Source organism: Pseudomonas aeruginosa, assembly GCF_001457615.1.
In the GTDB taxonomy this organism is placed as follows: domain Bacteria; phylum Pseudomonadota; class Gammaproteobacteria; order Pseudomonadales; family Pseudomonadaceae; genus Pseudomonas; species Pseudomonas aeruginosa.
Genome location: NZ_LN831024.1, coordinates 1,412,500 through 1,438,297, shown reverse-complemented (window position 1 = coordinate 1,438,297; position 25,798 = coordinate 1,412,500). Strand labels below are relative to the sequence as shown.

The following is a 25,798-nucleotide window of genomic DNA, read 5'->3' as shown; positions in this document are numbered from 1 at the left end:
ACCCGACACAGGCCGGTGAATCGGGTTAACATTGCCCTCTTTTGCACCGTCCAAAGCCCGCTTCCGAAGGCCCGTATGACCGACCTCTCTCAGCACACGCCGATGATGCAGCAGTACTTCAAACTGAAGCATCAGCACCCCGACCAATTGATGTTCTATCGCATGGGCGACTTCTACGAGCTGTTCTACGAGGACGCGAAGAAGGCCGCCAAGCTGCTCGACATCACCCTGACCGCGCGCGGCCAGTCCGGCGGCAAGGCGATCCCGATGGCAGGCATTCCCTTCCATTCGGCGGAGGGCTACCTGGCCAAGCTGGTCAAGCTCGGCGAGTCGGTGGCGATCTGCGAGCAGATCGGCGACCCGGCCACCAGCAAGGGGCCGGTGGAGCGCCAGGTGGTGCGGATCATCACCCCCGGCACGGTGAGCGACGAGGCGCTGCTCGACGAACGCCGCGACAACCTGCTGGCGGCGATCCTCGGCGACGAGCGCCTGTTCGGCCTCGCCGTGCTGGACATCACCAGCGGCCGCTTCAGCGTCCAGGAGATAAAAGGCTGGGAAACCCTGCTGGCCGAACTGGAGCGCCTCAACCCGGCCGAGCTGCTGATTCCCGACGACTGGCCACAGGGCCTGCCGGCGGAGAAGCGCCGCGGCGTACGTCGCCGCGCGCCGTGGGACTTCGATCGCGACTCGGCGCACAAGAGCCTCTGCCAGCAATTCGGCACCCAGGACCTGAAAGGCTTCGGCTGCCAGAACCTGACCCTGGCCATCGGCGCCGCCGGCTGCCTGCTCGCCTACGCCAAGGAAACCCAGCGTACCGCCCTGCCGCACCTGCGCAGCCTGCGCCACGACCGCCTCGATGACACGGTGATCCTCGACGGCGCCAGCCGCCGCAACCTGGAGCTGGATATCAACCTCAGCGGTGGCCGCGAGAACACCCTGCAATCGGTGGTCGACCGCTGCCAGACCGCCATGGCCAGCCGCCTGATGAGCCGCTGGCTGAACCGTCCGCTGCGTGACCGCGCGGTACTGGAAGCCCGCCAGGAGTCCATCGCCTGCCTGCTGGAACGCTACCGCTTCGAGAACCTGCAACCGCAGCTCAAGGAAATCGGCGACCTCGAACGCATCCTCGCCCGCATCGGCCTGCGCAACGCCCGCCCTCGCGACCTGGCGCGCCTGCGCGACGCGCTGGCGGCGCTGCCGGACCTGCAGAACGCCATGACCGAACTGGAAGCGCCGCACCTGCAGGCGCTGGCCACCACCATCGGCACCTATCCCGAACTCGCCGAACTGCTGGCCAAGGCGATCATCGACAACCCGCCGGCGGTGATCCGCGACGGTGGCGTGATCAAGACCGGCTATGACGCCGAGCTGGACGAGCTGCAGGCGCTGAGCGAAAACGCCGGGCAATTCCTGATGGACCTGGAAGCGCGCGAGAAGGCCCGCACCGGCCTGCCCAACCTGAAGGTCGGCTACAACCGCATCCATGGCTACTTCATCGAGCTGCCACGGGTGCAGGCCGAACAGGCGCCGGCCGACTACATCCGCCGGCAGACCCTGAAAGGCGCCGAGCGCTTCATCACGCCGGAACTGAAGGCCTTCGAGGACAAGGCGCTGTCGGCCCAGAGCCGCGCCCTGGCCCGCGAGAAGGCGCTCTACGAAGAGCTGCTGGAACGCCTGATCGGCCATCTCGCTCCGCTCCAGGACAGCGCCTCGGCGCTGGCGGAGCTGGACGTGCTGGCGAATCTCGCCGAACGCGCGCTGAACCTCGACCTGAATCGCCCGCGGTTCGTCGAACACACCTGCCTGCACATCGAGCAGGGCCGCCATCCGGTGGTCGAGCAGGTGCTGGAGACACCGTTCGTGGCCAACGACCTGGCGCTGGATGCCGACACCCGGATGCTGGTGATCACCGGTCCGAACATGGGCGGTAAATCCACCTACATGCGGCAAACCGCGCTGATCGTGCTGCTTGCGCACATCGGCAGCTTCGTTCCGGCTGCGCGCTGCGAGCTGTCCCTGGTGGACCGCATCTTCACCCGCATCGGCTCGTCCGACGACCTTGCCGGCGGCCGCTCGACCTTCATGGTGGAGATGAGCGAAACCGCCAACATCCTGCACAACGCCACTGACAAGAGCCTGGTGCTGATGGATGAGGTCGGCCGCGGCACCAGCACCTTCGACGGCCTGTCGCTGGCCTGGGCAGCGGCCGAGGACCTGGCCCGGACTCGCGCCTTCACCCTGTTCGCCACCCACTACTTCGAGCTGACCGTACTGCCGGAAAGCCAGCCCGCGGTAGCCAACGTGCACCTGAACGCGACCGAGCACAATGAACGCATCGTGTTCCTGCACCATGTACTGCCGGGACCGGCGAGCCAGAGCTACGGCCTCGCGGTGGCCCAGTTGGCCGGCGTGCCGGCCCCGGTAATCCAGCGCGCCCGCGAACACCTCAAGCGCCTGGAAACCACCAGCCTGCCGCACGAGATGCCGAGCCAGCAGAGCGGCAAGCCCGCCTCGCCGATGCAGAGCGACCTGTTCGCCAGCCTGCCGCACCCGGTGATCGATGAATTGTCGAGGATCAATCCCGACGATATCAGCCCGCGGCAAGCTCTCGATCTGTTATATGCATGGAAGATGCGGGTCTGACGGACTACCGCACAAGCTGCTAGAATCGCGCGCGCTTAGCCGCCCGCCTGAGGAGAGAACTAGAAAATGACCTTCGTCGTCACCGACAACTGCATCAAGTGCAAATACACCGACTGCGTGGAAGTCTGCCCGGTAGACTGCTTCTACGAAGGACCCAACTTCCTGGTCATCCATCCGGACGAGTGCATCGACTGCGCCCTGTGCGAGCCCGAATGTCCGGCCCAGGCGATTTTCTCCGAAGACGAAGTGCCGGAGAACATGCAGGAATTCATCGAGCTGAACAGCGAGCTGGCGGAAGTCTGGCCGAATATCACCGAGAAGAAGGATGCCCTGCCCGACGCCGAGGAATGGGACGGCGTCGCCGGCAAGCTCCAGCATCTGGAGCGCTGATACGCCAAGGCCCGCAATCAGCGGGCCTTTTCTTTGGCGACGAGTAAAACGGCAGGCAAAAAAAAGGGGCGGGGTATTACCCCGCCCACTCTTCAGTCCCTCGTCATCATCCTGATGAATCGCCTCCCTGGCGACGTCCCTTCCCCGATCCTTCGGGGTTGCGTGTTCCCTGTACGCAGGAGTGATATTAGCGATTCCCTGTGCACCCGCAACCTGCCAGAAAACCCAGCGAAGCTTCTTCGGCAGCCATTTTAGAAAAATATATTCCTTTAATTTCAATAAGTTACTTAAATTCACCGAGCGTTTTTGGCAAACCTCCCGGGCATTTATCTACTTAGGCTCACACGCCGTGTAAGTTAATGCTTACAAGAGCAGACACAAAAAACCCGGCGAACGCCGGGTCTTCAGTGGGTCTAAGGTTTTCCGTCACTGGAACAGCGCGTCACTCGACAGGCCATTCTTCTCCAGGATCTCCCGCAGGCGCTTCAGCGCCTCGACCTGGATCTGACGAACCCGCTCGCGGGTCAGGCCGATTTCCTGGCCGACCTCTTCCAGCGTGCTGCTTTCGTGACCGCGCAAGCCGAAGCGGCGAATCACCACCTCACGCTGCTTGTCGGTGAGTTCCGTCAGCCACTGGTCGATGCTTTCGCTGAGATCGTCATCCTGCAGCAGCTCGCACGGATCGGTGGGGCGATCGTCGGTGAGCGTATCCAGCAGGGTCTTGTCCGAGTCCGGACCAAGAGAGACGTCTACCGAAGTCACCCGTTCGTTCAGGCCGAGCATGCGCTTGACCTCGGCGACCGGCTTCTCCAGCAGGTTGGCGATTTCTTCGGGGGAAGGTTCGTGGTCGAGCTTGTGGGTCAGTTCCCGCGCCGCACGCAGGTAGACGTTGAGCTCCTTGACCACATGGATCGGCAAGCGAATGGTCCGGGTCTGGTTCATGATGGCCCGTTCGATGGTCTGGCGGATCCACCAGGTGGCGTAGGTCGAGAACCGGAATCCGCGCTCCGGATCGAACTTCTCCACGGCGCGGATCAGGCCTAGGTTGCCTTCCTCGATCAGGTCGAGCAGGGACAGTCCGCGATTGACATAGCGCCGGGCGATCTTCACCACCAACCGCAGGTTGCTCTCGATCATCCGCTTCCGACCAGCGGGATCGCCCTTCTGCGCCAGACGAGCGAAGTGGACTTCCTCTTCGGGCGTCAACAGGGGCGAGAAACCGATTTCGTTGAGATACAGCTGCGTTGCGTCCAACGCGCGCGTGTAGTCGATGTGCTTGTGTTGTTTGGAAGAGAAGGAAGTGGTGGCTTTTGGAGTTGCCCGGGGAGAAGGCTGCTCGTCGGCAGACGACTCGTCCAGCATGATGCCGGGCTCCAGGAGGAGCACTTCATCATCGTGGTCAAACTCCGGCCCTTCTTTTTTGAGTGCCATGTCGTTATCCCTTGCATGAGTTCGACTCAAGCCCGGGCGATTCCTTTCCCGCTGGACACGCCCGGACCCGCTCACCTACATGATGTGGGCGGGCGAACTCCCGGTCAGCGACGTGGCAAATATTGCAGTGGATCGACAGGCTTACCCTGGCGGCGAATCTCGAAGTGCAGCTTCACCCGATCGGTTCCTGTGGAGCCCATCTCGGCAATCGATTGCCCTACCTTGACCTGTTGCCCTTCCCGCACCAGCAGCCTGCGGTTGTGACCGTAGGCACTCACGTAGGTCTCGTTGTGTTTGATGATGACCAACTCGCCGTAGCCCCGCAAACCACTACCGGCGTATACAACGGTCCCACCAGACGCAGCCAGGACAGGCTGGCCCAATTGACCGGCTATATCAATCCCTTTATTCAAACTTCCGTTTGAGGCAAAACGGCCGATCAGAGTACCGCTCGCGGGCCATGCCCACCCCCCCACCGCAGGCCCCGCGACGACGGGAGTCGCGCCGCTGCTGGGTGGGGTCGTGGTCGAGGCCGGAGCCGGTGCGGGCTTGGCAGGTACCGACGTACTAACTGCGGGTGGAACCGGGGTAGGCTTGGTCGCCACGGGCGCAGCGACGACCGGCGTGTTTTTCGCGACGGACGGTTGCGCCGATGCCCGCCCACCAAATTGGATAGCTTGACCGACCTGGATGGTATAGGGCGGCGCGATGCCATTGCGCGCGGCCAGGGCTTTCCAGTCCCAGCCGAAGCGGAAGGCAATGGAATACAGGGTGTCGCCGCGGCGTACGATGTACTGCCCGCTGGTGACCGGCGTACGCCGCGCAGCGGCAGGCGCGGAACCGTTGCGATCGACGACCTTGACCCCGCCGGGAGGCGACGACGAACAGGCGGCGAGAAGGGAACAGACGACGGCCCCAAGCAACAGGTGGCAGCCACCATAGAGCCGAGTCCATTGCCGCAGGGTCGCTGCTAGCCTCAATCCTTCCCCCTTATCCATCTTCTTCGCTTTCGTTCAATCGGGCCGGCGACGCCGGCCGCCGGCTCAGGCGATCGGGCCGTTGAGCAGCGGGACGAAACGTACCGAGTCGAGTACCTGGCGGCTGAACCCGTCCTCGGTGCGGACGATCAGCATCAGTTGCTGGACCTCGCCGCCACCGACCGGGATCACCAGACGGCCCCCGGGGCCAACTGGTCCAGCAACGACTGCGGGACTTCCGTGGCCGCCGCGGTGACGATGATTCCATTGTAGGGAGCCAACGCCGACCAGCCTTCCCAACCATCGCCCCAACGAAAGACAACATTACGCAGGTTTAGCTCCGCAAGACGCTCCTTGGCCTTGTCCTGCAACGCCTGGATCCGCTCGACGGAGAAGACCCGCTCGACCAGTTGCGCCAGCACCGCGGTCTGGTAGCCGGACCCGGTACCGATCTCCATGACCTTGTCCAGCGGGCCGGCCGCCAGCAGCAACTCGGTCATCCGCGCCACCATGAACGGCTGGGAAATGGTCTGGTTGTGGCCGATCGGCAGGGCGGTGTCTTCGTAGGCGCGATGCGAGAGCGCCTCGTCGACGAACAGATGACGCGGCGTGCGGCGGATCACCTCGAGCACGTGGGCGTTGGACAGGCCTTCTTCGTACAGGCGCTGGATCAGGCGCTCTCGGGTACGCTGGGAGGTCATGCCGATACCCCGGCGATGCAGGTCTTCGGACATCACGTCAGTCCTCCCAGCCACTCGTCGAGGCCGCCGAAGGCTTCGTGGAAGGTACGGTCCAGCTGCAACGGAGTGATCGACACGTAGCCTTGCATGACCGCGTGGAAATCCGTCCCCGGCCCGCCATCCTCGGCATCGCCGGCCGCGGCGATCCAGTAGCCTTCCTTGCCGCGCGGATTGACCACCTTCACCGGTGCGGCGGCACGGGCGCGGTGCCCGAGGCGGGTCAGTTGGATACCACGTACGCGATCCAACGGCAGGTTCGGGATATTGACGTTGAGCACGGTACGCGGCGGCACGGCCAGGCGCTCGTGGGCGGAGACCAGCAGGCGGGCGAAGTGCATGGCGGTGGGCAGGTTGTCCGTCAACCGCGAGACCAGCGAGAAGGCGAAGGCCGGCCCCTTCAGGAAGCGCCCTTCGATGGCCGCCGCCACGGTACCGGAATAGAGGACGTCATCGCCGAGGTTGGCGCCCAGGTTGATACCCGAGACCACCATGTCCGGCAATTCCTCCAGCAAGCCGTTCAGGCCCAGGTGCACGCAGTCGGTCGGCGTGCCGTTGAGGCTGATGAATCCGTTGTCCAGGCGCTGCGGGTGCAGCGGGCGGTCCAGCGTCAGGGAACTGCTGGCGCCGCTCTTGTCCTGGTCGGGGGCGATCACTACGCAATCGGCATGATCCGCCAGCGCGTCGTAAAGCGCGGCGATACCGGGTGCGGTCACCCCGTCGTCGTTGGCAATCAGTATGCGCATGGGTTTTCCGTCTGCCCTGTCGGTACCAGGTCGAGGATTTCACGCACCACTACGGTGGCGAAACAACCGGCCGGCAGGACGAATTCCAGTTGCAGAACATCAGGTTCGGGATAATGCCACGCCAGCCCCTGGATGGGGAGCCGCAGGATGCGCCGTTCGTGCGCCATGCCCGCCTTCGCCAGCCAGCGGCAGAGCGCCGGCTCGCTCCCGGCCAGGGCCAGCTCGCGTTCGAGGACGCCGGCGCCGCTCGGCGGATCGCCCTCGCCCCAGAGCGGTCCGGTGGGGTGCAGGTCGAGGGCGGCCAGACGGGCATCGCGGCATTCTTCCTCGCCAGCGAGGAAAAAGCTGCGGCTGTCGGTGAAGGCCAGCAGGTCGCCGACCGCTGCCCGGTTCCAGCTACCCTCCGCGACCCGCTCGGCGAGCAGGCGATTGAACAGGTAGCTGCGCCCGGCGGAAAGGAAGCGCGAACGCAGGTTGCGGTTTGCCGGCAGCAGGTCCTGTTCCGCGCAACTGCGCGCGTCGACCAGGTTGCCGCCGCCGTGGCCGAAGCGTTGCAGGCCGAAATAGTTGGGCACGCCGTCCGCGGCGATACGTTCCAAGCGCGCGTCGAGAACGGCACGCTCCGCCCGCAGCCCGGTCAGACGCAGGGTGAAGCCGTTGGCGGCATGCGCGCCTCGCTGCAACTTGCGCGAATGACGGGTGCGGCGAAGAATCCGCAGGTCCGCGCCCTCGGCTGCGCCCAGGTCGGGATCGGCCTTGCCCGGCAGGTGCAGGCTGAACCATTGCCGGGTCAGGGCCTGGCGGTCCTTCAACCCGGCGTAGCTGACGTTCTTCTGCTGCACGCCGGCGGCGCGGCCGAGGCGACGGGCCGCCTCCTCGGTGTTCAATCCGCGCTTTTCCACCCACAACCAGAGGTGCTCGCCTTCACCGCTGAGGGGAATGTCCAGCACCTCGTCGACCTGGAAGTCCTCGGCCACGGCCTTGAGCACCGCCTCGCCGCAGGCTGCCCCATGGGCGCGCGGCCCGAGCAGGTCGAGTTCGCCGAGAACGCTCATCGGGCCATCAGCAAAGCGACCGCATGTACAGCAATGCCCTCTTCGCGTCCGGTGAAACCTAGCCGCTCGGTAGTGGTGGCCTTGACGTTGACCTGGTCGACCGCGACGCCGAGGTCCTCGGCGATCAACCCGCGCATGGTCTCGATGTGCGGCGCCATCTTCGGCGCCTGGGCGACGATGGTGGCGTCGACGTTGCCGACCTTCCAGCCCTTCTCGGCGACGATGGCGACCACGTGTCGCAGCAGCGCGCGACTGTCGGCGCCCTTGAACCGCGGGTCGGTGTCCGGGAAGTGCTTGCCGATGTCGCCCAGCGCCGCCGCGCCGAGTAGCGCATCGGACAAGGCGTGCAGCAGCACGTCGCCGTCGGAGTGGGCGACCAGCCCATGTTTGTGGGGAATGCGCACGCCGCCGAGGGTGATGAAGTCGCCCTCGCCGAAGCGATGCACGTCGTAGCCATGGCCAATTCGCATGAAAAAACGCCCTGGTTGGAATCAGGGCGTGATTCTACCCCGGATCGGGACAGGCTTCAGGTATCGCGGATCAACCGTTGAGAACCCCGGCATGATGGCGCAGGTGATCCTCGATGAAACTGGCGATGAAGTAGTAGCTGTGGTCGTAGCCTGGTTGCAGACGCAGCTCCAGCGGGTGGCCGGCCTTGTCCGCCGCATTGCGTAGCGCTTCCGGCTTGAGCTGGACGGCGAGGAAGTCGTCGCGCTCGCCCTGGTCGACCAGGATCGGCAAGCGTTCGGACGCACCCTCGAGCAACGCACAGGCATCCCACTCGCGCCAGGCCGCCGGGTCCTCGCCCAGGTAGCGGGAGAACGCCTTCTGGCCCCAGGGACAATCGCTCGGATGGCAGATCGGCGCGAAGGCCGACAGCGACAGGTAGCGCCCCGGGTTGCGCAGCGCGCAAACCAGCGCGCCATGCCCACCCATCGAGTGCCCGCTGATGCCGCGCCGCCGGGACACCGGGAAATGCGCCTCGATCAGCGCCGGCAACTCGTGCACCACGTAGTCGTGCATGCGGTAGTGCGCGGCCCAGGGCTCCTGCGTGGCGTTCAGGTAGAAGCCTGCGCCCAGGCCGAAGTCCCAGGCGCCGTCGGGATCGCCGGGGACACCGCTGCCGCGCGGGCTGGTATCCGGCGCCACCAGTACCAATCCCAGTTCGGCGGCGACCCGCTGGGCGCCGGCCTTCTGCATGAAGTTCTCGTCGGTACAGGTCAGCCCGGACAGCCAGTACAGGGCCGGCAGCGCCGCCTCCGGCTCGGCCTGGGGCGGCAGGTAGATGGCGAAGACCATCTCGCAGTTCAGGGTCCGGGAAAAATGACGGTAACGCTGGTGCCAGCCGCCGAAGGTCTTCTGGCTGCCGATCAGTTCGAGGGAATCCTTCACGTGACCTCCGTGAAACGGTCGTGGCGAGCCGCAGGGCCCGCCGCGACGGCTTGTCAGTAATGAATGACGGTGCGGATGCTCTTGCCTTCGTGCATCAGCTCGAAGGCCTCGTTGATGTCCTCCAGCCCCATGGTGTGGGTGATGAAGGTATCCAGCGGGATCTCGCCCTTCTGCGCCTTCTCGACATAGCTCGGCAGCTCGCTGCGCCCGCGCACCCCGCCGAACGCCGAACCGCGCCAGACGCGGCCGGTGACCAGTTGGAACGGCCGGGTGCTGATTTCCTGGCCGGCACCGGCGACACCGATGATCACCGACTCGCCCCAGCCCTTGTGGCAGCATTCCAGCGCGGCGCGCATCAACTGCACGTTGCCGACGCACTCGAAGGAGTAGTCGACGCCGCCATCGGTCAGTTCGACGATGACGTCCTGGATCGGCTTGTCGTAGTCCTTCGGATTGATGAAGTCGGTGGCGCCCAGTTCCCTGGCGATATCGAACTTGCCCGGGTTGATGTCGACCGCGATGATGCGCGCGGCCTTGGCCATCTTCGCCCCGATGATCGCTGCCAGGCCGATGCCGCCCAGGCCGAAGATGGCAACGGTAGCGCCCTCTTCCACCTTGGCGGTGTTCAGCACGGCACCGATCCCGGTGGTGACGCCGCAGCCAAGCAGGCAGACCTTCTCCAGCGGGGCATCCTTGGGAATCTTCGCCAGGGAAATTTCCGGCAGCACGGTGTATTCGGAGAAGGTCGAGCAGCCCATGTAGTGGAAGACCGGCTCGCCCTTGTAGGAGAAACGGCTGGTGCCGTCGGGCATCAGGCCCTTGCCCTGGGTGGCGCGCACGGCCTGGCAGAGGTTGGTCTTGCCGGACAGGCAGAATTTGCACTTGCCGCACTCGGCGGTGTAGAGCGGGATGACATGGTCGCCCACCTGCAGGGAGGTCACGCCCTCGCCCACCGCTTCGACGATGCCGCCACCTTCGTGGCCCAGGATGCACGGGAACACCCCCTCGGAATCCTGGCCGGACAGGGTGTACGCGTCGGTATGGCAGACGCCGGTGGCGACGATGCGCACCAGTACCTCGCCCTTCTGCGGCGGCGCCACATCCACCTCGACGATTTCCAACGGCTTGTTGGGGGCGAAGGCGACGGCGGCACGGGACTTGATCATCTGGGAACTCCTGAACGATGGAAGCCGGCGGGCCGCTAAGCGACCCACTGAAACGGAAAGTGTAGAAAACCGCGTTTCAAGGAATAATCAGGCAATAATCAAAACATTATTGCCATACAGGGACAATCCAGATGAATCGCTGGGAAGGACTCGACGAATTCGTCGCTGTCGCCGAAACCGGGCAGTTCACCGCGGCAGCCGAACGCATGGGCGTTTCCTCGTCGCACATCAGCCGCCAGGTCGCCCGCCTGGAGGAGCGCCTGCAGACCCGCCTGCTCTACCGCAGCACCCGGCGAGTGTCGCTGAGCGAAGCCGGACAGACCTTCCTGCAACATTGCCAGCGCCTGCAGGACGCCCGCGACGAAGCCCTGCGCGCGGTCAGCGACCTCTCCGCGGAGCCCAAGGGCCTGCTGCGCATGACCTGCGCGGTTGCCTACGGCGAACGTTTCATCGTGCCGCTGGTGAATGCCTTCATGGCCGACTATCCGCAACTGCGGGTCGACATCGAGCTGTCCAACCGCCAGTTGGACCTGCTCCACGAGGGCTTCGACCTGGCCATCCGCCTCGGCCGCCTGAGCGATTCGCGATTGGTCGCCACACGGTTGGCGCCACGCGTCATGTACCTCTGCGCCACGCCGGAATACCTGCGCCGCCACGGCACTCCGCAGTCGCCGGCGGAACTCGGCCAGTTCAACTGCCTGATCGGCAGCAGCGACCTGTGGAGCTTCCTCGAGGACGGCCGGGAAACCCAGCACCGGGTCCAGGGCAACTGGCGCTGCAACAGCGGCCAGGCGGTGCTCGACGCCGCCCTGCGCGGCTTCGGCCTGTGCCAGCTGCCCGACTACTATGTGATCGAGTATCTGCGCAGCGGCCGCCTGGTCTCCCTGCTGGAAGGCCACCAGCCGCCGAATACCGCGGTATGGGCGCTGTACCCGCAGCAGCGGCACCTGTCGCCGAAAGTCAGGCAACTGGTGGACTATCTCAAGGAAGGCCTGGCGCAATCCCATCCGGGACTCGCCGGGGAGAAAAACCTGCGCTGAAGCAGTAAGGCGATTCACCGCTGCGATAGACTTGGCGGTTTCCCGTTCCACCCGCTATCGATTCAAGGAAGTCGCATGTCTGCCTTCAATGCGTTTCGCCAACGCTACCTGGTGAGGTTCTGGTCGCCGCTGCCGGCGCTGGTCGCCCTCGGCGTCGCCTCCGCCTACTACTTCGCGCTCACCGGCACCTTCTGGGCGGTGACCGGCGAATTCACCCGCTGGGGCGGCCACGTGCTGTCCTGGTTCGGCTACCAGCCACAGGACTGGAGCTACTTCAGGCTGATCGGCCTTCAAGGCACGCCGCTGGACCGGATCGACGGAGTGATGATCATCGGCATGTTCCTCGGCGCCCTGTGCTGCGCCCTCTGGGCCGGCAACGTCAGCCTGCGCTGGCCGACCAGCAAACGTCGCCTGCTGCAGGGTCTGGTCGGCGGTATCGTCGCCGGCTTCGGCGCGCGCCTGGCGATGGGCTGCAACCTGGCGGCGTTCTTCACCGGTATCCCGATGTTTTCCCTGCACGCCTGGGCCTTCATGTTCGCCACCGTCGGCGGCGCCTGGATCGGCGTGAAGATCAGCCTGCTGCCGTTCCTGCGCACACCGCTGAAAGTCGGCGCCACGGCCAGCGCCCTGCCCAGCGCCGAAAGCCTGGCCCGACGCGCACGCCTGCAGGCCCGCCTGGGCCTGGCGGTGCTGGCGCTCGCCGCGCTGTTCGCCGCCTGGCGCTTCGAGGTATCGCTGGTGCTGGGCATGGCCTGCCTGTTCGGCCTGCTGTTCGGCGGCCTGATCGAGCGCGCGCAGATCTGCTTCACCAGTGCCGCACGGGACCTCTGGACCACCGGCCGGACCCGCGCCGCCTTCGGCATCCTGCTCGGCATGGCGGCCGCCTGCATCGGTACCTTCGCCGCGATCCGCCTGGGCGTCGCGCCGAAGATCTTCTGGATGGGCCCGAATGCGATCATCGGCGGCATTCTCTTCGGCATCGGCATCGTCCTCGCCGGCGGTTGCGAGACCGGCTGGATGTACCGCTCGATGGAGGGCCAGGTGCACTTCTGGGTGGTCGGCATCGGCAACGTCATCGGCGGAACCCTGGTGGCGATCTTTTGGGACCAGTTGGGCACCCGCCTCGCCCTGCCCTATCCCAAGCTCAACCTGCTGGAAAGCTTCGGGCCCGGCAACGGCCTGCTATTGACCTTCGCCGGCCTGGCCCTGTGCCTGCTGCTGGTGCAACTGAACGCCTCCCGATTCACCCGACCGCGGAAACCGAACCATGAGCCAGACCGACAAACCGACCCTGTCGCTTGACCTGCGCGGCGAACATTGCCCGTACAACGCCATCGCCACCCTGGAAACCCTGGCGACCATGCAGCCGGGCGAACGCCTGGAAGTGGTCACCGACTGCTCGCAATCGGTCCACGGGATTCCCGAAGATACCCAGCGCCAGGGCTACAAATGCCTGGCGGTGGAGCAGCATGGCGCGCTGTTCCGCTTCCTCATAGAGGTGCCGCTGGAAAGCTGAACGAGCGAGCCTGCAACGACAAGAAAGCCGACCCGAGGGTCGGCTTTCTTGTGCCAGGGTTCAGTGTGGAAAACTGCGCTGCAGGCGCAGCAGGTCTTCCGGGGTGGTGATCTTCAGGTTGTCGGCGCGCCCTTCCACCAGCTTCGGCGCATAGCCGGCCCACTCCATCGCCGAAGCCTCGTCGGTGATCGCCACGCCGGCCACCAACGCATCGGCCAGCGCCCGGTGCAGGGCGCCGAGGCGGAACATCTGCGGCGTATAGGCCAGCCAGACCACCGAGCGGTCGATGGTTTCGCTGACCCGGCCGTCGCGGTCGGAGCGCTTGAGAGTGTCCCTCGCCGGCACCGCCAGCAGCCCGCCGACCGGATCTTCGGCGAGTTCTTCGAGCAGGTGGTCGAGGTCGCCGCGGGTCAGGTTCGGCCGCGCGGCGTCATGCACCAGCACCCAGTCGTCGGCCTGTGCCCCAACTCCAGCAGGCGCAGCAAGCCGTTCAACACCGAGCCGGCGCGCTCGGCGCCCCCGGCGGCGCGCTGCACATGCCGGCTGGCGGCGCAGTCCAGCCCGGGCCAGTAGGGATCGTCCTCGGCCAGGCAGACCACCACGCCCCTGAGCATCGGGTGTTCGAGGAAACAATCGAGGGTGCGCTCGATCACGGTGCGACCGGCAAGATCGAGATATTGCTTCGGGCGGTCGGCGCGCATGCGCGAACCCACGCCGGCGGCGGGGATCACCGTCCAGAAGGCGGGAAGGTCGGAAGTCGTCATCGGGAGAAGGGTCGTCAGCTCACTTGGCGAGCTGGTAGAGGGTTTCGCCGTCCTTGACCATGCCGAGCTCGTGCCGCGCACGCTCCTCGACGGTCTCGGTGCCTTTCTTCAGCTCGGCGACTTCGGCTTCGAGAATCCGGTTGCGCTCCAGCAGGCGCTCGTTCTCGCCATGCTGGTCGGCGATCTGCTTCTGCAGGTCGCGCACCTGCGCCAGGCTGCCATCGCCGACCCACAGGCGATATTGCAGGCCCGCCAGCGCCAGGATCAGCACCACGAACAGCCAGTAGGGGCTACGTAACCTCAAGCCTCGAACTCCTTGAGAAGAAAAGGGGTGGCTCTTGCCACCCCTTCACCGTACCAGACTAGGCTCAGCCGCGGAATTCCGCGCGACCACGGTACGGCGCCTTGGCGCCCAGTTGCTCTTCGATGCGCAGCAACTGGTTGTACTTGGACACGCGGTCGGAGCGGCACAGCGAACCGGTCTTGATCTGACCGGCGGCGGTACCCACGGCCAGGTCGGCGATGGTCGAGTCCTCGGTTTCGCCGGAGCGGTGCGAGATCACCGCGGTATAGCCGGCGGCCTTGGCCATCTGGATGGCTTCCAGGGTCTCGGTGAGCGAACCGATCTGGTTGAACTTGATCAGGATCGAATTGCCGATGCCCTTCTCGATGCCTTCCTTGAGGATCTTGGTATTGGTCACGAACAGGTCGTCGCCGACCAGTTGGACCTTGGCGCCGATCTTGTCGGTCAGGCCTTTCCAGCCGGCCCAGTCGGACTCGTCCATGCCGTCCTCGATGGAGATGATCGGGTAGCGCTGGGTCAGGCCGGCCAGGTAGTCGGCGAAACCGGCGGCGTCGAATACCTTGCCTTCGCCTTCCAGGTCGTACTTGCCGTCCTTGAAGAACTCGCTGGAGGCGCAGTCCAGGGCCAGGGTCACGTCGTCGCCCAGCTTGTAGCCGGCCTTCTCGACGGCCTCGGCGATGGCGGCCAGGGCGTCTTCGTTGGACGACAGGTTCGGCGCGAAGCCGCCTTCATCACCGACGGCGGTGTTCAGGCCACGGGCCTTCAGCACGGCCTTGAGGTGATGGAAGATCTCGGCGCCCATGCGCAGCGCCTCGGCGAAGTTCTTCGCGCCGACCGGCTGGACCATGAATTCCTGGATATCGACGTTGTTGTCCGCATGCTCGCCGCCGTTGATGATGTTCATCATCGGCACCGGCATGGAGTACTGGCCGGGAGTGCCGTTGAGGTCGGCGATGTGCGCGTACAGCGGTACGCCCTTGGCCTGTGCGGCGGCCTTGGCGGCAGCCAGGGACACCGCGAGGATCGCGTTGGCGCCCAGCTTGGCCTTGTTCTCGGTGCCGTCCAGCTCGATCATCGCGTGGTCGAGGGCTTTCTGGTCGGCCGCGTCCTTGCCCAGCAGCAGGTCGCGGATCGGGCCGTTGATGTTGGCCACGGCTTTCAGCACGCCCTTGCCCAGGTAACGGCTCTTGTCGCCATCGCGCAGCTCGAGGGCCTCGCGGGAACCGGTGGAAGCACCGGAAGGCGCGCAGGCGCTGCCGACGATGCCGTTGTCCAGGATCACGTCCGCTTCAACGGTAGGGTTGCCGCGGGAGTCCAGGACCTCACGGCCCTTGATGTCGACGATCTTTGCCATTCTTGTTAACACTCCGAAGTGAATGAACGGGGCGGTCTGAGGAGACTAGGCAGTCTCGATTGCAGGAAAGCTCTTGATCAGCTCGTCCAGTTGCTTGAGCTGGGACAGGAAGGCTTCGAGTTTGTTCAGGCGCAGCGCGCACGGACCGTCGCACTTGGCGTGCTCGGGGTCCGGATGGGCCTCGAGGAACAGCCCGGCGAGCTTCTGGCTGAGCCCGGCCTTGGCCAGGTCGGTGACCTGGGCGCGCCGGCCGCCGGCGGAGTCCGCGCGACCGCCAGGCATCTGCAGGGCGTGGGTGACGTCGAAGAATACCGGGTACTCGAACTGCTTCATGATGCCGAAGCCGAGCATGTCGACCACCAGGTTGTTGTAACCGAAGGAGGAGCCGCGCTCGCAGAGGATCAGGCGGTCGTTACCGGCTTCCTCGCACTTGGTCAGGATGTGCTTCATCTCCTGGGGCGCGAGGAACTGGGCCTTTTTGATATTGATCACCGCGTTGGTCCTGGCCATCGCCACCACCAGGTCGGTCTGTCGCGAGAGGAAGGCCGGCAGCTGGATGATGTCGCAGACCTCGGCCACCGGCTGGGCCTGGAACGGCTCGTGGACATCGGTGATGACCGGTACCTTGAAGGTCTTCTTGATCTCTTCGAAGATCTTCATTCCCTCTTCCAGGCCCGGACCACGGAACGAGTGGATCGAGGAACGGTTGGCCTTGTCGAAGCTGGCCTTGAACACATAGGGGATACCGAGTTTCTCGGTAACCCGTACGTATTCTTCGCAGACCTGCATGGCCAGGTCGCGCGACTCCAGCACGTTCATGCCGCCGAACAGCACGAACGGCAGGTCGTTGCCGATCTGGATATCGCCGACGCGAACGATCTTCTGTGCCATGCTCAGGCCTTCCCGGAATATTTCAGCGCGGCGTTGACGAAACCGCTGAACAGCGGGTGGCCATCACGCGGTGTGGAGGTGAACTCCGGGTGGAACTGGCAGGCGACGAACCACGGATGCTCCGGGGCCTCGACCACTTCCACCAGGGCGCCGTCGCCGGAGCGGCCGGAAATCTTCAGGCCGGCCTGCTCCAGTTGCGGCAGCAGGTTGTTGTTCACTTCGTAGCGATGGCGATGGCGCTCGACGATCACGTCCTTGGCATAGCAGTCGTGCACCAGGGTGCCGGTCTGCAGCTGGCACTCCTGGGCGCCCAGGCGCATGGTGCCGCCCAGGTCGGAAGCTTCGGTGCGGATCTCGGTGGCGCCGGTCGCGTCCTGCCATTCGGTGATCAGGCCGACCACCGGATGGCCGCTGGACTTGTCGAACTCGGTGGAGTTGGCGTCGCTCCAGCCGAGCACGTTGCGGGCGTATTCGATGACCGCGACCTGCATGCCCAGGCAGATGCCCAGGTAGGGGATCTTGTTCTCGCGGGCGTACTGCACGGTGCTGATCTTGCCTTCCACGCCGCGCAGGCCGAAGCCGCCCGGGACCAGGATGGCGTCGACGCCTTCCAGCAGGCTGGTGCCCTGCTGCTCGATGTCTTCGGAGTCGATGTAGCGCAGGTTGACCTTGGTGCGGCTCTGGATGCCGGCGTGGGTCATCGCCTCGATCAGCGACTTGTACGCGTCCAGCAGTTCCATGTACTTGCCGACCATGGCGATGGTGACTTCACGCTCGGGGTTGAGCTTGGCATCGACCACCCGGTCCCATTCGGACAGGTCGGCCTGCCCGCACTCCAGGCCGAAGCGCTCGACGACGATGTCGTCCAGGCCCTGGGCATGCAGCACCGACGGGATGCGGTAGATGGTGTCGACGTCTTCCAGGGCGATCACCGCGCGCTCCTCGACGTTGGTGAAGAGCGCGATCTTGCGCCGCGAGGAGACGTCGATCGGGTGGTCGGAACGGCAGACCAGCACGTCCGGTTGCAGGCCGATGGAGCGCAGCTCCTTGACCGAGTGCTGGGTCGGCTTGGTCTTGGTCTCGCCGGCGGTGGCGATGTACGGGACCAGGGTCAGGTGCATCAGCATCGCGCGCTTGGCGCCGATCTCGACGCGCAGTTGGCGGATCGCCTCGAGGAACGGCTGCGACTCGATGTCGCCGACGGTGCCACCGATCTCCACCAGGGCGACGTCGGCATCGCCGGCGCCCTTGATGATGCGCCGCTTGATCTCGTCGGTGATGTGCGGGATCACCTGCACGGTGGCGCCCAGGTAGTCGCCGCGGCGTTCCTTGCGCAACACGTCCATGTAGACGCGGCCGGTGGTGAAGTTGTTGTTCTGGGTCATGGTGGTACGAACGAAGCGCTCGTAATGGCCCAGGTCCAGGTCGGTCTCGGCGCCGTCCTGGGTCACGAAGACCTCACCGTGCTGGAACGGGCTCATGGTGCCCGGGTCCACGTTGATGTAAGGGTCCAGCTTGAGCATCGTGATCTTCAGGCCACGCGCTTCCAAGATCGCAGCCAGAGAAGCCGAAGCGATGCCTTTCCCCAATGAAGAAACAACACCACCCGTGACGAAGATGTAGCGCGTCATGAAAAACCCTAGAAGTCAGCGTTTAGGCGGGATCAACCGCCGGGGATTCGGAGAAGGGAGGCCAGCTCCCGCCACGGACAAATCCGTGGGCAAAGCAAACTCCTGCTGATTCCGGAGGGAATCGGCGGGAGCAGTACAAGACGGGAGCGTAGTCTACTGGAAACGGCTTACTAGCTCAAACCCGGGTCGTTCGTCGGCGGGCTCCAGGACAGTCGCCAGCCCCCCTCGCGGGGACTGTCCAGGCCAGGAATGTTGGCCACCGCGAGCAGTTCGTCGGCTCGGAAGAGCAGCGGCAAACGACCGCGCAGGAAGCTCGGTACGCCCGCTTCGTTGAGCAATCGCTTGAGGTCGCGGCGACCGCGCCCGGCCAGGGCCAGCACCTCCCCACCCCGCCGGTAGTCGACGCGCAACGGTCCCGCCGGAACCTCGCCGAGCAACGCCAGCCGACCATTGCCGGGAAGAAGCAATGGATGAGCGGGACGCTCCCAGACGAACGGTCCCGCCGCCGCCCGCCAGTCCGCCGGCAACCACCAGATCCGCCCCGCGCCGCGACGCAGCTCGCCGCTCTCCAGGCGCCAGATCGGGTCGGCATCGTCGCCGGCATCGCGCAACGACTCCCAACCGGCCCAGTGGTCACTGTCCGGCAACCGCGTCAGCTGTCCCAGCCAGGCCCGCAGCAGGTTGCGCTGGCGCGCAGCGCTGAGGCGGCGCAGAGGCTCCAGGGCGATCCGGGGCAGATCCAGCCAGTCCGGCCAATCCAGTTCCGAGGGTTGGCGGCAGGCCCGGAGGTCGATGGCGGCCAGTTCAGCCAGCAGGTCTTCGGCCTCGCGCAGATGCGCCGCGCAGCGCGCCATGCCGGCGACGGCCTGCGGCCAGTGGGAGGCGAGACGCGGCATGATCTCCCGGCGCAGGTAGTTGCGCGAGAAGCGCGGATCCTGGTTGGAAGGATCCTCCACCCAGTCCAGCCGGTGCGCCTGCGCATAGGCTTCCAGTTCGGCGCGGGAAACCCCGAGCAAGGGTCGGCACAGGCGGCCACCGCCCAGCGGCCGGCTCGCCGGCATCGCCGCCAGGCCGCGCAGGCCCGCTCCACGCAACAGGCGGAACAGCAAGGTCTCGGCCTGGTCGTCGAGGTGCTGCGCGGTGAGCAGCACCTGTCCCTCGCCCAGGTTCGCCTGGAATGCGCGATAGCGGGCGTCGCGCGCCGCCTGCTCGATGCTGCCGCCAACGGCGACCTGCACCCGCTCGACCCGCAGCGGGATACCCAGCGACCGGCAGACCGCCTGGCAGTGCGCCGGCCAACCGTCCGCCGCAGCCTGCAAGCCATGGTGGACATGCAGCGCCGACAGCGCCGGCAAGGCTTCGCTCCGGGCCAGTTGGGCGAGCAGATGCAGCAACACCGTGGAATCCAGCCCGCCGGAAAACGCCACGCACCAGCCCCCCGCTTCGCGCCAGGGCGCCAGGGCCTGTAACAGACGGGATTCGAGCGGCACCGCCGGCATTCTTGCGCTCCTCATGCGACAAGCCCGGCGAATGCCGGGCTTGTCGATCGTACCAGTGCGCCGGATGGCTTACGGCGCGCCGTAGCTCATCAGGCGGTCGTAACGACGCTCCAGCAACTCACCCATTTCCAGGCCCTGGAGCATCTTCAGTTGCGCCAGCAGTTCGCCACGGATCGATTCGGCCATGCTCGCCGGATCGCGATGGGCGCCGCCCAGCGGTTCGTCGATGACCTTGTCGACGATGCCCAGGCCTTTCAGGCGCTCGGCGGTGATGCCCATGGCCTCGGCGGCTTCCGGCGCCTTCTCGGCGGTCTTCCAGAGGATGGAGGCGCAGCCTTCCGGCGAGATCACCGAATAGGTGGAGTATTGCAGCATGTTCAACTGGTCGCAGACACCGATGGCCAGCGCGCCGCCGGAACCGCCCTCGCCGATCACGGTGGCGATGATCGGCGTCTTCAGTCGCGCCATCACCCGCAGGTTCCAGGCGATCGCCTCGCTCTGGCCGCGTTCCTCGGCATCGATCCCCGGGTAGGCGCCGGGCGTGTCGATGAAGGTGAGGATCGGCATCTTGAAGCGTTCGGCCATTTCCATCAGGCGGCAGGCCTTGCGATAGCCTTCCGGACGCGGCATGCCGAAGTTGCGCCGGACCTTCTCACGGACTTCGCGGCCCTTCTGGTGGCCGATGACCATCACCGGGGAACCGTCGAGGCGGGCAACGCCGCCGACGATCGCCGGGTCGTCGGCGAAATGCCGGTCGCCGTGCAGTTCCTCGAAATCGCTGAACAGGTAGCCGATGTAGTCGAGGGTATAGGGACGCTTGGGATGGCGCGCGAGCTGGGCGATCTGCCAACTGGACAGATTGCCGAAGATGTTTTCGGTGAGCGCCTTGCTCTTGTCCTGCAGACGCGAGATTTCGTCGCTGATGTTCAGCGCATTGTCGTTGCCCACCAGGCGCAGCTCTTCGATCTTGGCTTGCAGGTCGGCGATCGGCTGTTCGAAATCAAGAAAGTTCGGGTTCATAGGCTTCCGTCGTGCGCAGATTCTAGTGGGCCGTTTCCGTTTGGCGCCCTACCTTACGGGATCGGGCGCCAGGGGTCGAGCCGGGAGCAAGGGCGATCCGCGTTTTCCCGCCGCAGAGCGCGGAACAACGGCGTTATCGCCCATCGCGATTAACGATAATTGAGGAAGACGTTGTCGCGCCCGAACTGGTCACGCAATGCCTGGATCAGATCGTCCGCCGGATCCACCCGCCAGCTCTCGCCGAACTGCAGCAGGGCCTTGGCGTCGGCGCTGGTGTAGTCCAGGGTGATCGGGCAGGAACCGCGATGGCGGTTGAACAGCTCGCCCAGCCAGCGCAGGCGATCGCCCTTCAACAGGTCGGCGTGCAGCTTCATCCGCAGGCTCTCCGCCAGGCCGGTACGCGCCTCCTCCAGGCTCATCACGCGCTTGGCGCGCAGGCGCAGTCCGCCGGAGAAGTCGTCCTGGCTGACCTCGCCCTCGACCACCACCAGCGCGTCGGTCTGCAGCAGCGACTGGGCCGCGGCGAAGGCTTCGGAGAACAGCGAGGCCTCGATCCGTCCGGAGCGGTCGTCTAGGGTGACGAAGCCCATCTTGTCGCCCTTCTTGTTCTTCATCACCCGCAGGTTGACGATCAGCCCGGCCACCGTCTGGGTATCGCGCGCCGGCTTCAGCTCGACGATGCGCTGGCGGGCGAAGCGCCGCACCTCGCCTTCGTACTCGTCGATCGGATGGCCGGTCAGGTACAGGCCGAGGGTGTCCTTCTCGCCCTTCAGGCGTTCCTTGAGGGTCAGCTCCTTGACCTTGCGGTGGTTGGCGTAGACATCCGCCTCCGGCTCGGCGAAGACTCCGCCGAACAGGTCCATGTGCCCGCTGTCGTGGCTGCGCGCGGTCTGCTCGGCGGCCTGGATCGCTTCCTCCATCGCCGCCAGCAGCACGGCGCGGTTGAGGTCGACGGTAGCCTGGTAGGCCTTTAGCTCGTCGTGGTAGTGCGGCCCCAGGCGATCCAGCGCACCGGCGCGGATCAGCGCTTCCAGGGTGCGCTTGTTGATGCGTTTCAGGTCGACGCGGTCGCAGAAGTCGAACAGGGTGTTGAACGGCCCGCCTTCGGCGCGGCACTCGGTGATCGCCTCCACCGGCCCCTCGCCGACGCCCTTGATCGCGCCCAGGCCATAGACGATCCGGCCATCGTCGTCGACGGTGAAGCGGAACTCGGAGTTGTTCACGTCCGGCGCCACGATGCGCAGCTTCATGTGCCGGCATTCTTCGATCAGCGTCACCACCTTGTCGGTGTTCTGCATATCCGCGGTGAGTACCGCGGCCATGAACGGCGCCGGGAAGTGGGTCTTCAGCCAGGCGGTCTGGTAGGAGACCAGGCCGTAGGCTGCCGAGTGCGACTTGTTGAAGCCGTAGCCGGCGAATTTTTCCACCAGGTCGAAGATGTTGCCCGCGAGGTCGGCATCGATGCCGTTGTTCTTGCAACCCTCGATGAAACCGCCGCGCTGCTTGGCCATTTCCTCGGGCTTCTTCTTGCCCATCGCCCGGCGCAGCATGTCCGCGCCACCGAGGGTATAGCCGGCCATGACCTGGGCGATCTGCATCACCTGTTCCTGGTACAGGATGATGCCGTAGGTGGGCTTGAGCACCGGCTCCAGGCCGGCGTACTGGTAATCGGGGTGCGGATAGGACAGCTCGGCGCGACCGTGCTTGCGGTTGATGAAGTCGTCCACCATGCCCGACTGCAGAGGACCCGGGCGGAACAGCGCCACCAGTGCGATGAGGTCTTCCAGGCAGTCCGGCTTGAGCTTCTTGATCAGCTCCTTCATGCCGCGCGATTCGAGCTGGAACACCGCAGTGGTCTCGGCCTTCTGCAGCAGCGAATAGGTCGGCTTGTCGTCCAGCGGGATGAAGTCGATGTTCACCGGCTCCAGGCCCTTCTTGGCCTGCTCGCGGTTGATGATCTCCATCGCCCACTTGATGATGGTCAGGGTCCGCAGGCCGAGGAAGTCGAACTTCACCAGGCCGGCCGCCTCCACGTCGTCCTTGTCGAACTGGGTCACCAGGCCGCCGCCTTCCTCGTCGCAGGCGATCGGCGAGAAGTCGGTCAGCTTGGTCGGCGCGATCACCACGCCACCGGCGTGCTTGCCGGTACCGCGAGTGATGCCTTCCAGCTTGAGGGCCATCTCCCAGATCTCGGCGGCTTCCTCGTCGCTCTTGAGGAAGTCGCGGAGCATTTCTTCCTGCTCGTAGGCCTTATCCAGGGTCATGCCGACTTCGAACGGGATCATCTTCGACAGCCGGTCGGCGAGACCGTAGGACTTGCCCTGGACCCGCGCCACGTCGCGTACCACCGCCTTCGCCGCCATGGTGCCGAAGGTGATGATCTGGCTCACCGCGTTGCGCCCGTAGGCGTCGGCCACGTAGTCGATCACCCGGTCGCGGCCCTCCATGCAGAAGTCGACGTCGAAGTCGGGCATGGAGATCCGTTCCGGGTTGAGGAAACGTTCGAACAGCAGGTCATAGGCCAGCGGATCGAGGTCGGTGATCTTCAGCACGTAGGCCACCAGCGAGCCGGCGCCCGAGCCCCGCCCGGGGCCTACCGGTACGCCGTTGTTCTTCGCCCACTTGATGAAGTCCATCACGATGAGGAAGTAACCGGGGAAACCCATCTGGATGATGATATCGAGTTCGAAGTTCAGGCGATCGACATAGACCTGGCGCTTGGCCTCGTAGTCCGGGGTGTCCTTCGGCAACAGCACCTCCAGGCGCTCCTCGAGACCTTCGAAGGAGGCGTGCCGCAGGTAGTCGTCGATGCCCATGCCATTGGGCGTGGGGAAGTCCGGCAGGAAGTACTTGCCCAGCTGCACCTCGATGTTGCAGCGTTTGGCGATCTCGACGGTGTTTTCCAACGCTTCCGGCAGGTCGCTGAACAGCTCGGCCATTTCCGCCGGCGACTTCAGGTATTGCTGGTCCGAATAGGTACGCGGCCGCCGCGGATCGTCGAGGGTCCGCCCCTCGCCGATGCAGACGCGGGTCTCGTGGGCCTCGAAGTCTTCCTGCTTGATGAAGCGCACGTCGTTGGTCGCCACCAGCGGCGCGTTGCAGCGTGACGCCAAAGCCACCGCCGCGTGGAGGTGCTCCTCGTCGTTGACCCGGCTGGTACGTTGCACTTCCACGTAGAAGCGCTCGGGGAACACCTCCATCCACTCGCGCAACAGCGCCTCGGCCTTGGCTTCCTCGCCGTCGAGCAGCGCGTGGCCGATCTCGCCCTCCTTGGCCGCGGACAGCGCGATCAGGCCTTCCGCCGCCTCCTTGACCCAGTCGCGCTCGATGATGATCTCGCCGTTGCGCTGGCCTTCGCTCCAACCGCGGGAAATCAGCTCGGTGAGGTTGCGATAGCCCTTCGCGTTCATCGCCAGCAGGCTCAGGCGACTGAGCGGGCCATCTTCCTCGCGGCTGGCGAGCCAGATGTCGGCCCCGCAGATCGGCTTGATGCCGGCGCCCATGGCGGTCTTGTAGAACTTCACCAGCGAGCACATGTTGCTCTGGTCGGTGACCGCCACCGCCGGCATGCCCAGCCCTGCCACTGCCTTGGCCAGGGGCTTGACCCGGACCAGGCCGTCGACCAGGGAGAATTCGGTATGCAGACGCAGGTGAACGAAGGATACGGTCATGAAGGCCCCGGAGCAGAAATAACGCAAAAACGACAAGGCCCGGATTGTACCGGGCCCGGTGGCAAAGCTACAGGTTCAAGAGCGGACGATGCGCCTCGGCTGCGCCGAGAAGCCTCGCCCGCCCCGCGCTCAGGCGCGGCGGTCGTCCCAGATGCCCGGCTCGAGCTTCTGCTGGACTTCCGGGAACTGGCTGGCGTCGAAGGTCGGCAGCTTGCCGGCCTTGCGCTGGGCGTTGTAGTCCTTGGCCAGCTTGATCGCGAGGTTGGACAGCAGCAGGATGGCGATCAGGTTGGTGATCGCCATCAGGCCCATCGACACGTCGGCAAGGTTCCAGACGAACGGCAGCGAAGCCAGCGCGCCGAACATCACCATCGCCAGCACGATCAGACGGAAGATCAACAGGCCCGCCAGGTGGTTGTGCTCGAGGAATACCAGGCAGTTCTCGGCATAGAAGTAGTTGGCGACGATCGAGGTGAAGGCGAAGAACAGGATGATCACCGCCAGGAAATAGCGGCCCCAGTCGCCGACCTGGCTGGTCAGGGCATTCTGCACCAGCATGATGCCCTCGCCTTCCTGCGGTCCGGCCAGCAGGATGATGGCGGCGGAAGCGGTACAGATCAGCAGGGTATCGATGAACACGCCGGCCATCTGCACGTAGCCCTGGGACGCCGGGTGCGGCGGATAGGGCGTGGCCGAGGCGGCGGCGTTGGGCGCCGAGCCCATGCCTGCTTCGTTGGAGAACAGGCCGCGCTTGAAGCCGTTGAGGATCGCCGCGCCGATGCCGCCGGCGGCGGCCTCGTGCCAGCCGAAGGCACTCTTCACCACCATCGCCAGGACGCCCGGCAGTTCGCTGAGGTTGAACAGGATGATGCCCACCGCCAGCAGCAGGTAGGCCACCGCCATGAAGGGTACCGCCAGTTCGGAGAAGCGCGCGATGGAACGCAGGCCGCCGAAGATGATCAACGCGGTGAGGATCACCACGGCGATGCCGCTGATCCAGGTCGGCACGCCGAAGGCGCCCTGCATGGCACCGGTGATGGTATTGGCCTGCACCGAGTTGAAGACGAAACCGAAGGCGATGATCAGGAAGATCGAGAACAGGATGCCCATCCAGCGCGCGCCCAGGCCCTTCTCCATGTAGTAGGCCGGGCCGCCACGGAACTGGCCCTTGTCGTCGCGAATCTTGAACAACTGGGCCAGGGTCGCCTCGACGAAGCCGGTCGCCATCCCCACCAGGGCGATCGCCCACATCCAGAACACTGCGCCGGGACCGCCGAGCGTGATCGCTACCGCCACGCCGGCGACGTTGCCGGTACCGACCCGCGCCGCCAGAGAGGTGCAGAGCGCCTGGAACGAGGAGATTCCCGAGTCGTCCGACTGGCGGCTGCCCTTGAGCACGCTGAAGGTATGACCGAAGTGGCGGAACTGGATCAGCCCCAGGCGCACGGTGAAGTACAGGCCGCAACCGACCAGCAGCCAGATGAGGATCTTGCCCCAGATAAGGCCGTTGAGCAGGTCGACGACCTGAGTGGCGAATTCTTGCATGGATAACTCCCCTGTTCCGCTTGTGG

At 65.3% G+C, this 25,798-nt stretch carries 20 protein-coding genes and 2 pseudogenes; 5 read left to right on the top strand and 17 right to left on the bottom strand.

The genetic code is table 11. The features are described 5' to 3' along the window. Positions 1–75: 75 nt before the first annotated feature. Together mutS and fdxA are read left to right on the top strand one after the other, a co-directional pair. Positions 76–2,643 carry a DNA mismatch repair protein MutS gene (gene mutS / locus AT700_RS06660; RefSeq protein ID WP_003113873.1) on the top strand — a complete coding sequence of 856 codons (2,568 nt, stop codon included), beginning with the start codon at positions 76–78 and terminating at the stop codon, positions 2,641–2,643. 66 nt (positions 2,644–2,709) lie between these two features. Next, on the top strand, positions 2,710–3,033 hold the full coding sequence (gene fdxA, locus AT700_RS06655; protein WP_003092272.1) for a ferredoxin FdxA: 324 nt from the start codon (positions 2,710–2,712) through the stop codon (positions 3,031–3,033). Positions 3,034–3,459: 426 nt separating this feature from the next. Here fdxA and rpoS read toward each other — a convergent pair whose 3' ends face one another. The 8 genes and pseudogenes from rpoS to AT700_RS06615 form a co-directional block, all read right to left on the bottom strand. After that, entirely contained in the window at positions 3,460–4,464 is a 1,005-nt protein-coding gene (gene rpoS / locus AT700_RS06650; protein WP_003113871.1) for an RNA polymerase sigma factor RpoS, read from the bottom strand. Between the two features lie 104 nt (positions 4,465–4,568). Beyond that, positions 4,569–5,462 (bottom strand): peptidoglycan DD-metalloendopeptidase family protein, encoded by an 894-nt coding sequence (locus AT700_RS06645; protein WP_003143263.1) that lies wholly within the window; start codon positions 5,460–5,462, stop codon positions 4,569–4,571. Between the two features lie 45 nt (positions 5,463–5,507). Then, positions 5,508–6,142, bottom strand: a pseudogene (locus AT700_RS06640) (protein-L-isoaspartate(D-aspartate) O-methyltransferase). 32 nt (positions 6,143–6,174) lie between these two features. Beyond that, positions 6,175–6,924 (bottom strand): 5'/3'-nucleotidase SurE, encoded by a 750-nt coding sequence (gene surE / locus AT700_RS06635; protein ID WP_003092341.1) that lies wholly within the window; start codon positions 6,922–6,924, stop codon positions 6,175–6,177. Next, complete coding sequence (gene truD / locus AT700_RS06630; protein ID WP_004345456.1) at positions 6,912–7,979, bottom strand: tRNA pseudouridine(13) synthase TruD; 1,068 nt, start codon at positions 7,977–7,979, stop codon at positions 6,912–6,914. Before truD ends, surE begins: the two co-directional genes overlap by 13 nt. Beyond that, positions 7,976–8,449 carry a 2-C-methyl-D-erythritol 2,4-cyclodiphosphate synthase gene (gene ispF / locus AT700_RS06625; protein WP_003098560.1) on the bottom strand — a complete coding sequence of 158 codons (474 nt, stop codon included), beginning with the start codon at positions 8,447–8,449 and terminating at the stop codon, positions 7,976–7,978. Before ispF ends, truD begins: the two co-directional genes overlap by 4 nt. A 70-nt stretch (positions 8,450–8,519) precedes the next feature. Then, a complete protein-coding gene (gene fghA / locus AT700_RS06620) occupies positions 8,520–9,371 on the bottom strand; it encodes an S-formylglutathione hydrolase (RefSeq protein WP_003113869.1) in 852 nt (283 codons plus the stop codon). A 53-nt stretch (positions 9,372–9,424) separates the two neighbouring features. Further along, entirely contained in the window at positions 9,425–10,537 is a 1,113-nt protein-coding gene (locus tag AT700_RS06615; protein ID WP_003092351.1) for an S-(hydroxymethyl)glutathione dehydrogenase/class III alcohol dehydrogenase, read from the bottom strand. A 131-nt stretch (positions 10,538–10,668) separates the two neighbouring features. On the opposite strand from AT700_RS06615, the gene gfnR reads away from it, so the two are divergent. From gfnR to yedF, 3 genes are all read left to right on the top strand, one after another. Further along, on the top strand, positions 10,669–11,577 hold the full coding sequence (gfnR, locus tag AT700_RS06610) for a glutathione-dependent formaldehyde neutralization regulator (protein ID WP_016562193.1): 909 nt from the start codon (positions 10,669–10,671) through the stop codon (positions 11,575–11,577). A gap of 75 nt (positions 11,578–11,652) precedes the next feature. Then, complete coding sequence (gene yedE / locus AT700_RS06605; RefSeq protein ID WP_003098565.1) at positions 11,653–12,879, top strand: selenium metabolism membrane protein YedE/FdhT; 1,227 nt, start codon at positions 11,653–11,655, stop codon at positions 12,877–12,879. Beyond that, positions 12,845–13,093 (top strand): sulfurtransferase-like selenium metabolism protein YedF, encoded by a 249-nt coding sequence (yedF, locus tag AT700_RS06600; protein WP_003092358.1) that lies wholly within the window; start codon positions 12,845–12,847, stop codon positions 13,091–13,093. Before yedE ends, yedF begins: the two co-directional genes overlap by 35 nt. Positions 13,094–13,153: 60 nt before the next feature. Here yedF and ispD read toward each other — a convergent pair. From ispD to AT700_RS06555, 9 genes and pseudogenes are all read right to left on the bottom strand, one after another. Next, positions 13,154–13,857 (bottom strand): annotated as a pseudogene (ispD, locus tag AT700_RS06595) (2-C-methyl-D-erythritol 4-phosphate cytidylyltransferase). Positions 13,858–13,876: 19 nt separating this feature from the next. Next, positions 13,877–14,161, bottom strand: coding sequence for a cell division protein FtsB (gene ftsB / locus AT700_RS06590; protein WP_003098569.1), 285 nt, complete (start codon positions 14,159–14,161; stop codon positions 13,877–13,879). 64 nt (positions 14,162–14,225) lie between these two features. Then, positions 14,226–15,515: a phosphopyruvate hydratase gene (gene eno, locus AT700_RS06585; protein ID WP_003092364.1), complete on the bottom strand. Its 1,290-nt coding sequence runs from the start codon at positions 15,513–15,515 to the stop codon at positions 14,226–14,228. Between the two features lie 45 nt (positions 15,516–15,560). After that, entirely contained in the window at positions 15,561–16,406 is an 846-nt protein-coding gene (gene kdsA / locus AT700_RS06580) for a 3-deoxy-8-phosphooctulonate synthase (RefSeq protein WP_003092365.1), read from the bottom strand. A gap of 2 nt (positions 16,407–16,408) precedes the next feature. Then, the gene (locus AT700_RS06575) at positions 16,409–18,037 is read right to left on the bottom strand and encodes a CTP synthase (RefSeq protein ID WP_003092366.1); all 1,629 of its coding nucleotides are present in this window, start codon (positions 18,035–18,037) and stop codon (positions 16,409–16,411) included. A 170-nt stretch (positions 18,038–18,207) separates the two neighbouring features. Then, the gene (tilS, locus tag AT700_RS06570; protein ID WP_003113867.1) at positions 18,208–19,536 is read right to left on the bottom strand and encodes a tRNA lysidine(34) synthetase TilS; all 1,329 of its coding nucleotides are present in this window, start codon (positions 19,534–19,536) and stop codon (positions 18,208–18,210) included. 69 nt (positions 19,537–19,605) lie between these two features. Then, complete coding sequence (accA, locus tag AT700_RS06565; protein WP_003109333.1) at positions 19,606–20,556, bottom strand: acetyl-CoA carboxylase carboxyl transferase subunit alpha; 951 nt, start codon at positions 20,554–20,556, stop codon at positions 19,606–19,608. Positions 20,557–20,705: 149 nt separating this feature from the next. Then, positions 20,706–24,227 carry a DNA polymerase III subunit alpha gene (gene dnaE / locus AT700_RS06560; RefSeq protein ID WP_003098578.1) on the bottom strand — a complete coding sequence of 1,174 codons (3,522 nt, stop codon included), beginning with the start codon at positions 24,225–24,227 and terminating at the stop codon, positions 20,706–20,708. 129 nt (positions 24,228–24,356) lie between these two features. Next, the gene (locus tag AT700_RS06555) at positions 24,357–25,772 is read right to left on the bottom strand and encodes an alanine/glycine:cation symporter family protein (RefSeq protein WP_003092370.1); all 1,416 of its coding nucleotides are present in this window, start codon (positions 25,770–25,772) and stop codon (positions 24,357–24,359) included. Between the last annotated feature and the right edge of the window lie 26 nt (positions 25,773–25,798).

Bases quoted from the DNA above. Each gene is read 5' to 3' on its own strand.
- accA (WP_003109333.1), bottom strand. From the start codon at position 20,556: ATGAACCCGAACTTTCTTGATTTCGAACAGCCGATCGCCGACCTGCAA.
- kdsA (WP_003092365.1), bottom strand. From the start codon at position 16,406: ATGGCACAGAAGATCGTTCGCGTCGGCGATATCCAGATCGGCAACGAC.
- surE (WP_003092341.1), bottom strand. From the start codon at position 6,924: ATGCGCATACTGATTGCCAACGACGACGGGGTGACCGCACCCGGTATC.
- mutS (WP_003113873.1), top strand. From the start codon at position 76: ATGACCGACCTCTCTCAGCACACGCCGATGATGCAGCAGTACTTCAAA.
- AT700_RS06615 (WP_003092351.1), bottom strand. From the start codon at position 10,537: ATGATCAAGTCCCGTGCCGCCGTCGCCTTCGCCCCCAACAAGCCGTTG.
- gfnR (WP_016562193.1), top strand. From the start codon at position 10,669: ATGAATCGCTGGGAAGGACTCGACGAATTCGTCGCTGTCGCCGAAACC.
- AT700_RS06645 (WP_003143263.1), bottom strand. From the start codon at position 5,462: ATGGATAAGGGGGAAGGATTGAGGCTAGCAGCGACCCTGCGGCAATGG.
- AT700_RS06575 (WP_003092366.1), bottom strand. From the start codon at position 18,037: ATGACGCGCTACATCTTCGTCACGGGTGGTGTTGTTTCTTCATTGGGG.
- yedE (WP_003098565.1), top strand. From the start codon at position 11,653: ATGTCTGCCTTCAATGCGTTTCGCCAACGCTACCTGGTGAGGTTCTGG.
- truD (WP_004345456.1), bottom strand. From the start codon at position 7,979: ATGAGCGTTCTCGGCGAACTCGACCTGCTCGGGCCGCGCGCCCATGGG.
- tilS (WP_003113867.1), bottom strand. From the start codon at position 19,536: ATGCCGGCGGTGCCGCTCGAATCCCGTCTGTTACAGGCCCTGGCGCCC.
- AT700_RS06555 (WP_003092370.1), bottom strand. From the start codon at position 25,772: ATGCAAGAATTCGCCACTCAGGTCGTCGACCTGCTCAACGGCCTTATC.
- eno (WP_003092364.1), bottom strand. From the start codon at position 15,515: ATGGCAAAGATCGTCGACATCAAGGGCCGTGAGGTCCTGGACTCCCGC.
- yedF (WP_003092358.1), top strand. From the start codon at position 12,845: ATGAGCCAGACCGACAAACCGACCCTGTCGCTTGACCTGCGCGGCGAA.
- dnaE (WP_003098578.1), bottom strand. From the start codon at position 24,227: ATGACCGTATCCTTCGTTCACCTGCGTCTGCATACCGAATTCTCCCTG.
- rpoS (WP_003113871.1), bottom strand. From the start codon at position 4,464: ATGGCACTCAAAAAAGAAGGGCCGGAGTTTGACCACGATGATGAAGTG.
- fdxA (WP_003092272.1), top strand. From the start codon at position 2,710: ATGACCTTCGTCGTCACCGACAACTGCATCAAGTGCAAATACACCGAC.
- ispF (WP_003098560.1), bottom strand. From the start codon at position 8,449: ATGCGAATTGGCCATGGCTACGACGTGCATCGCTTCGGCGAGGGCGAC.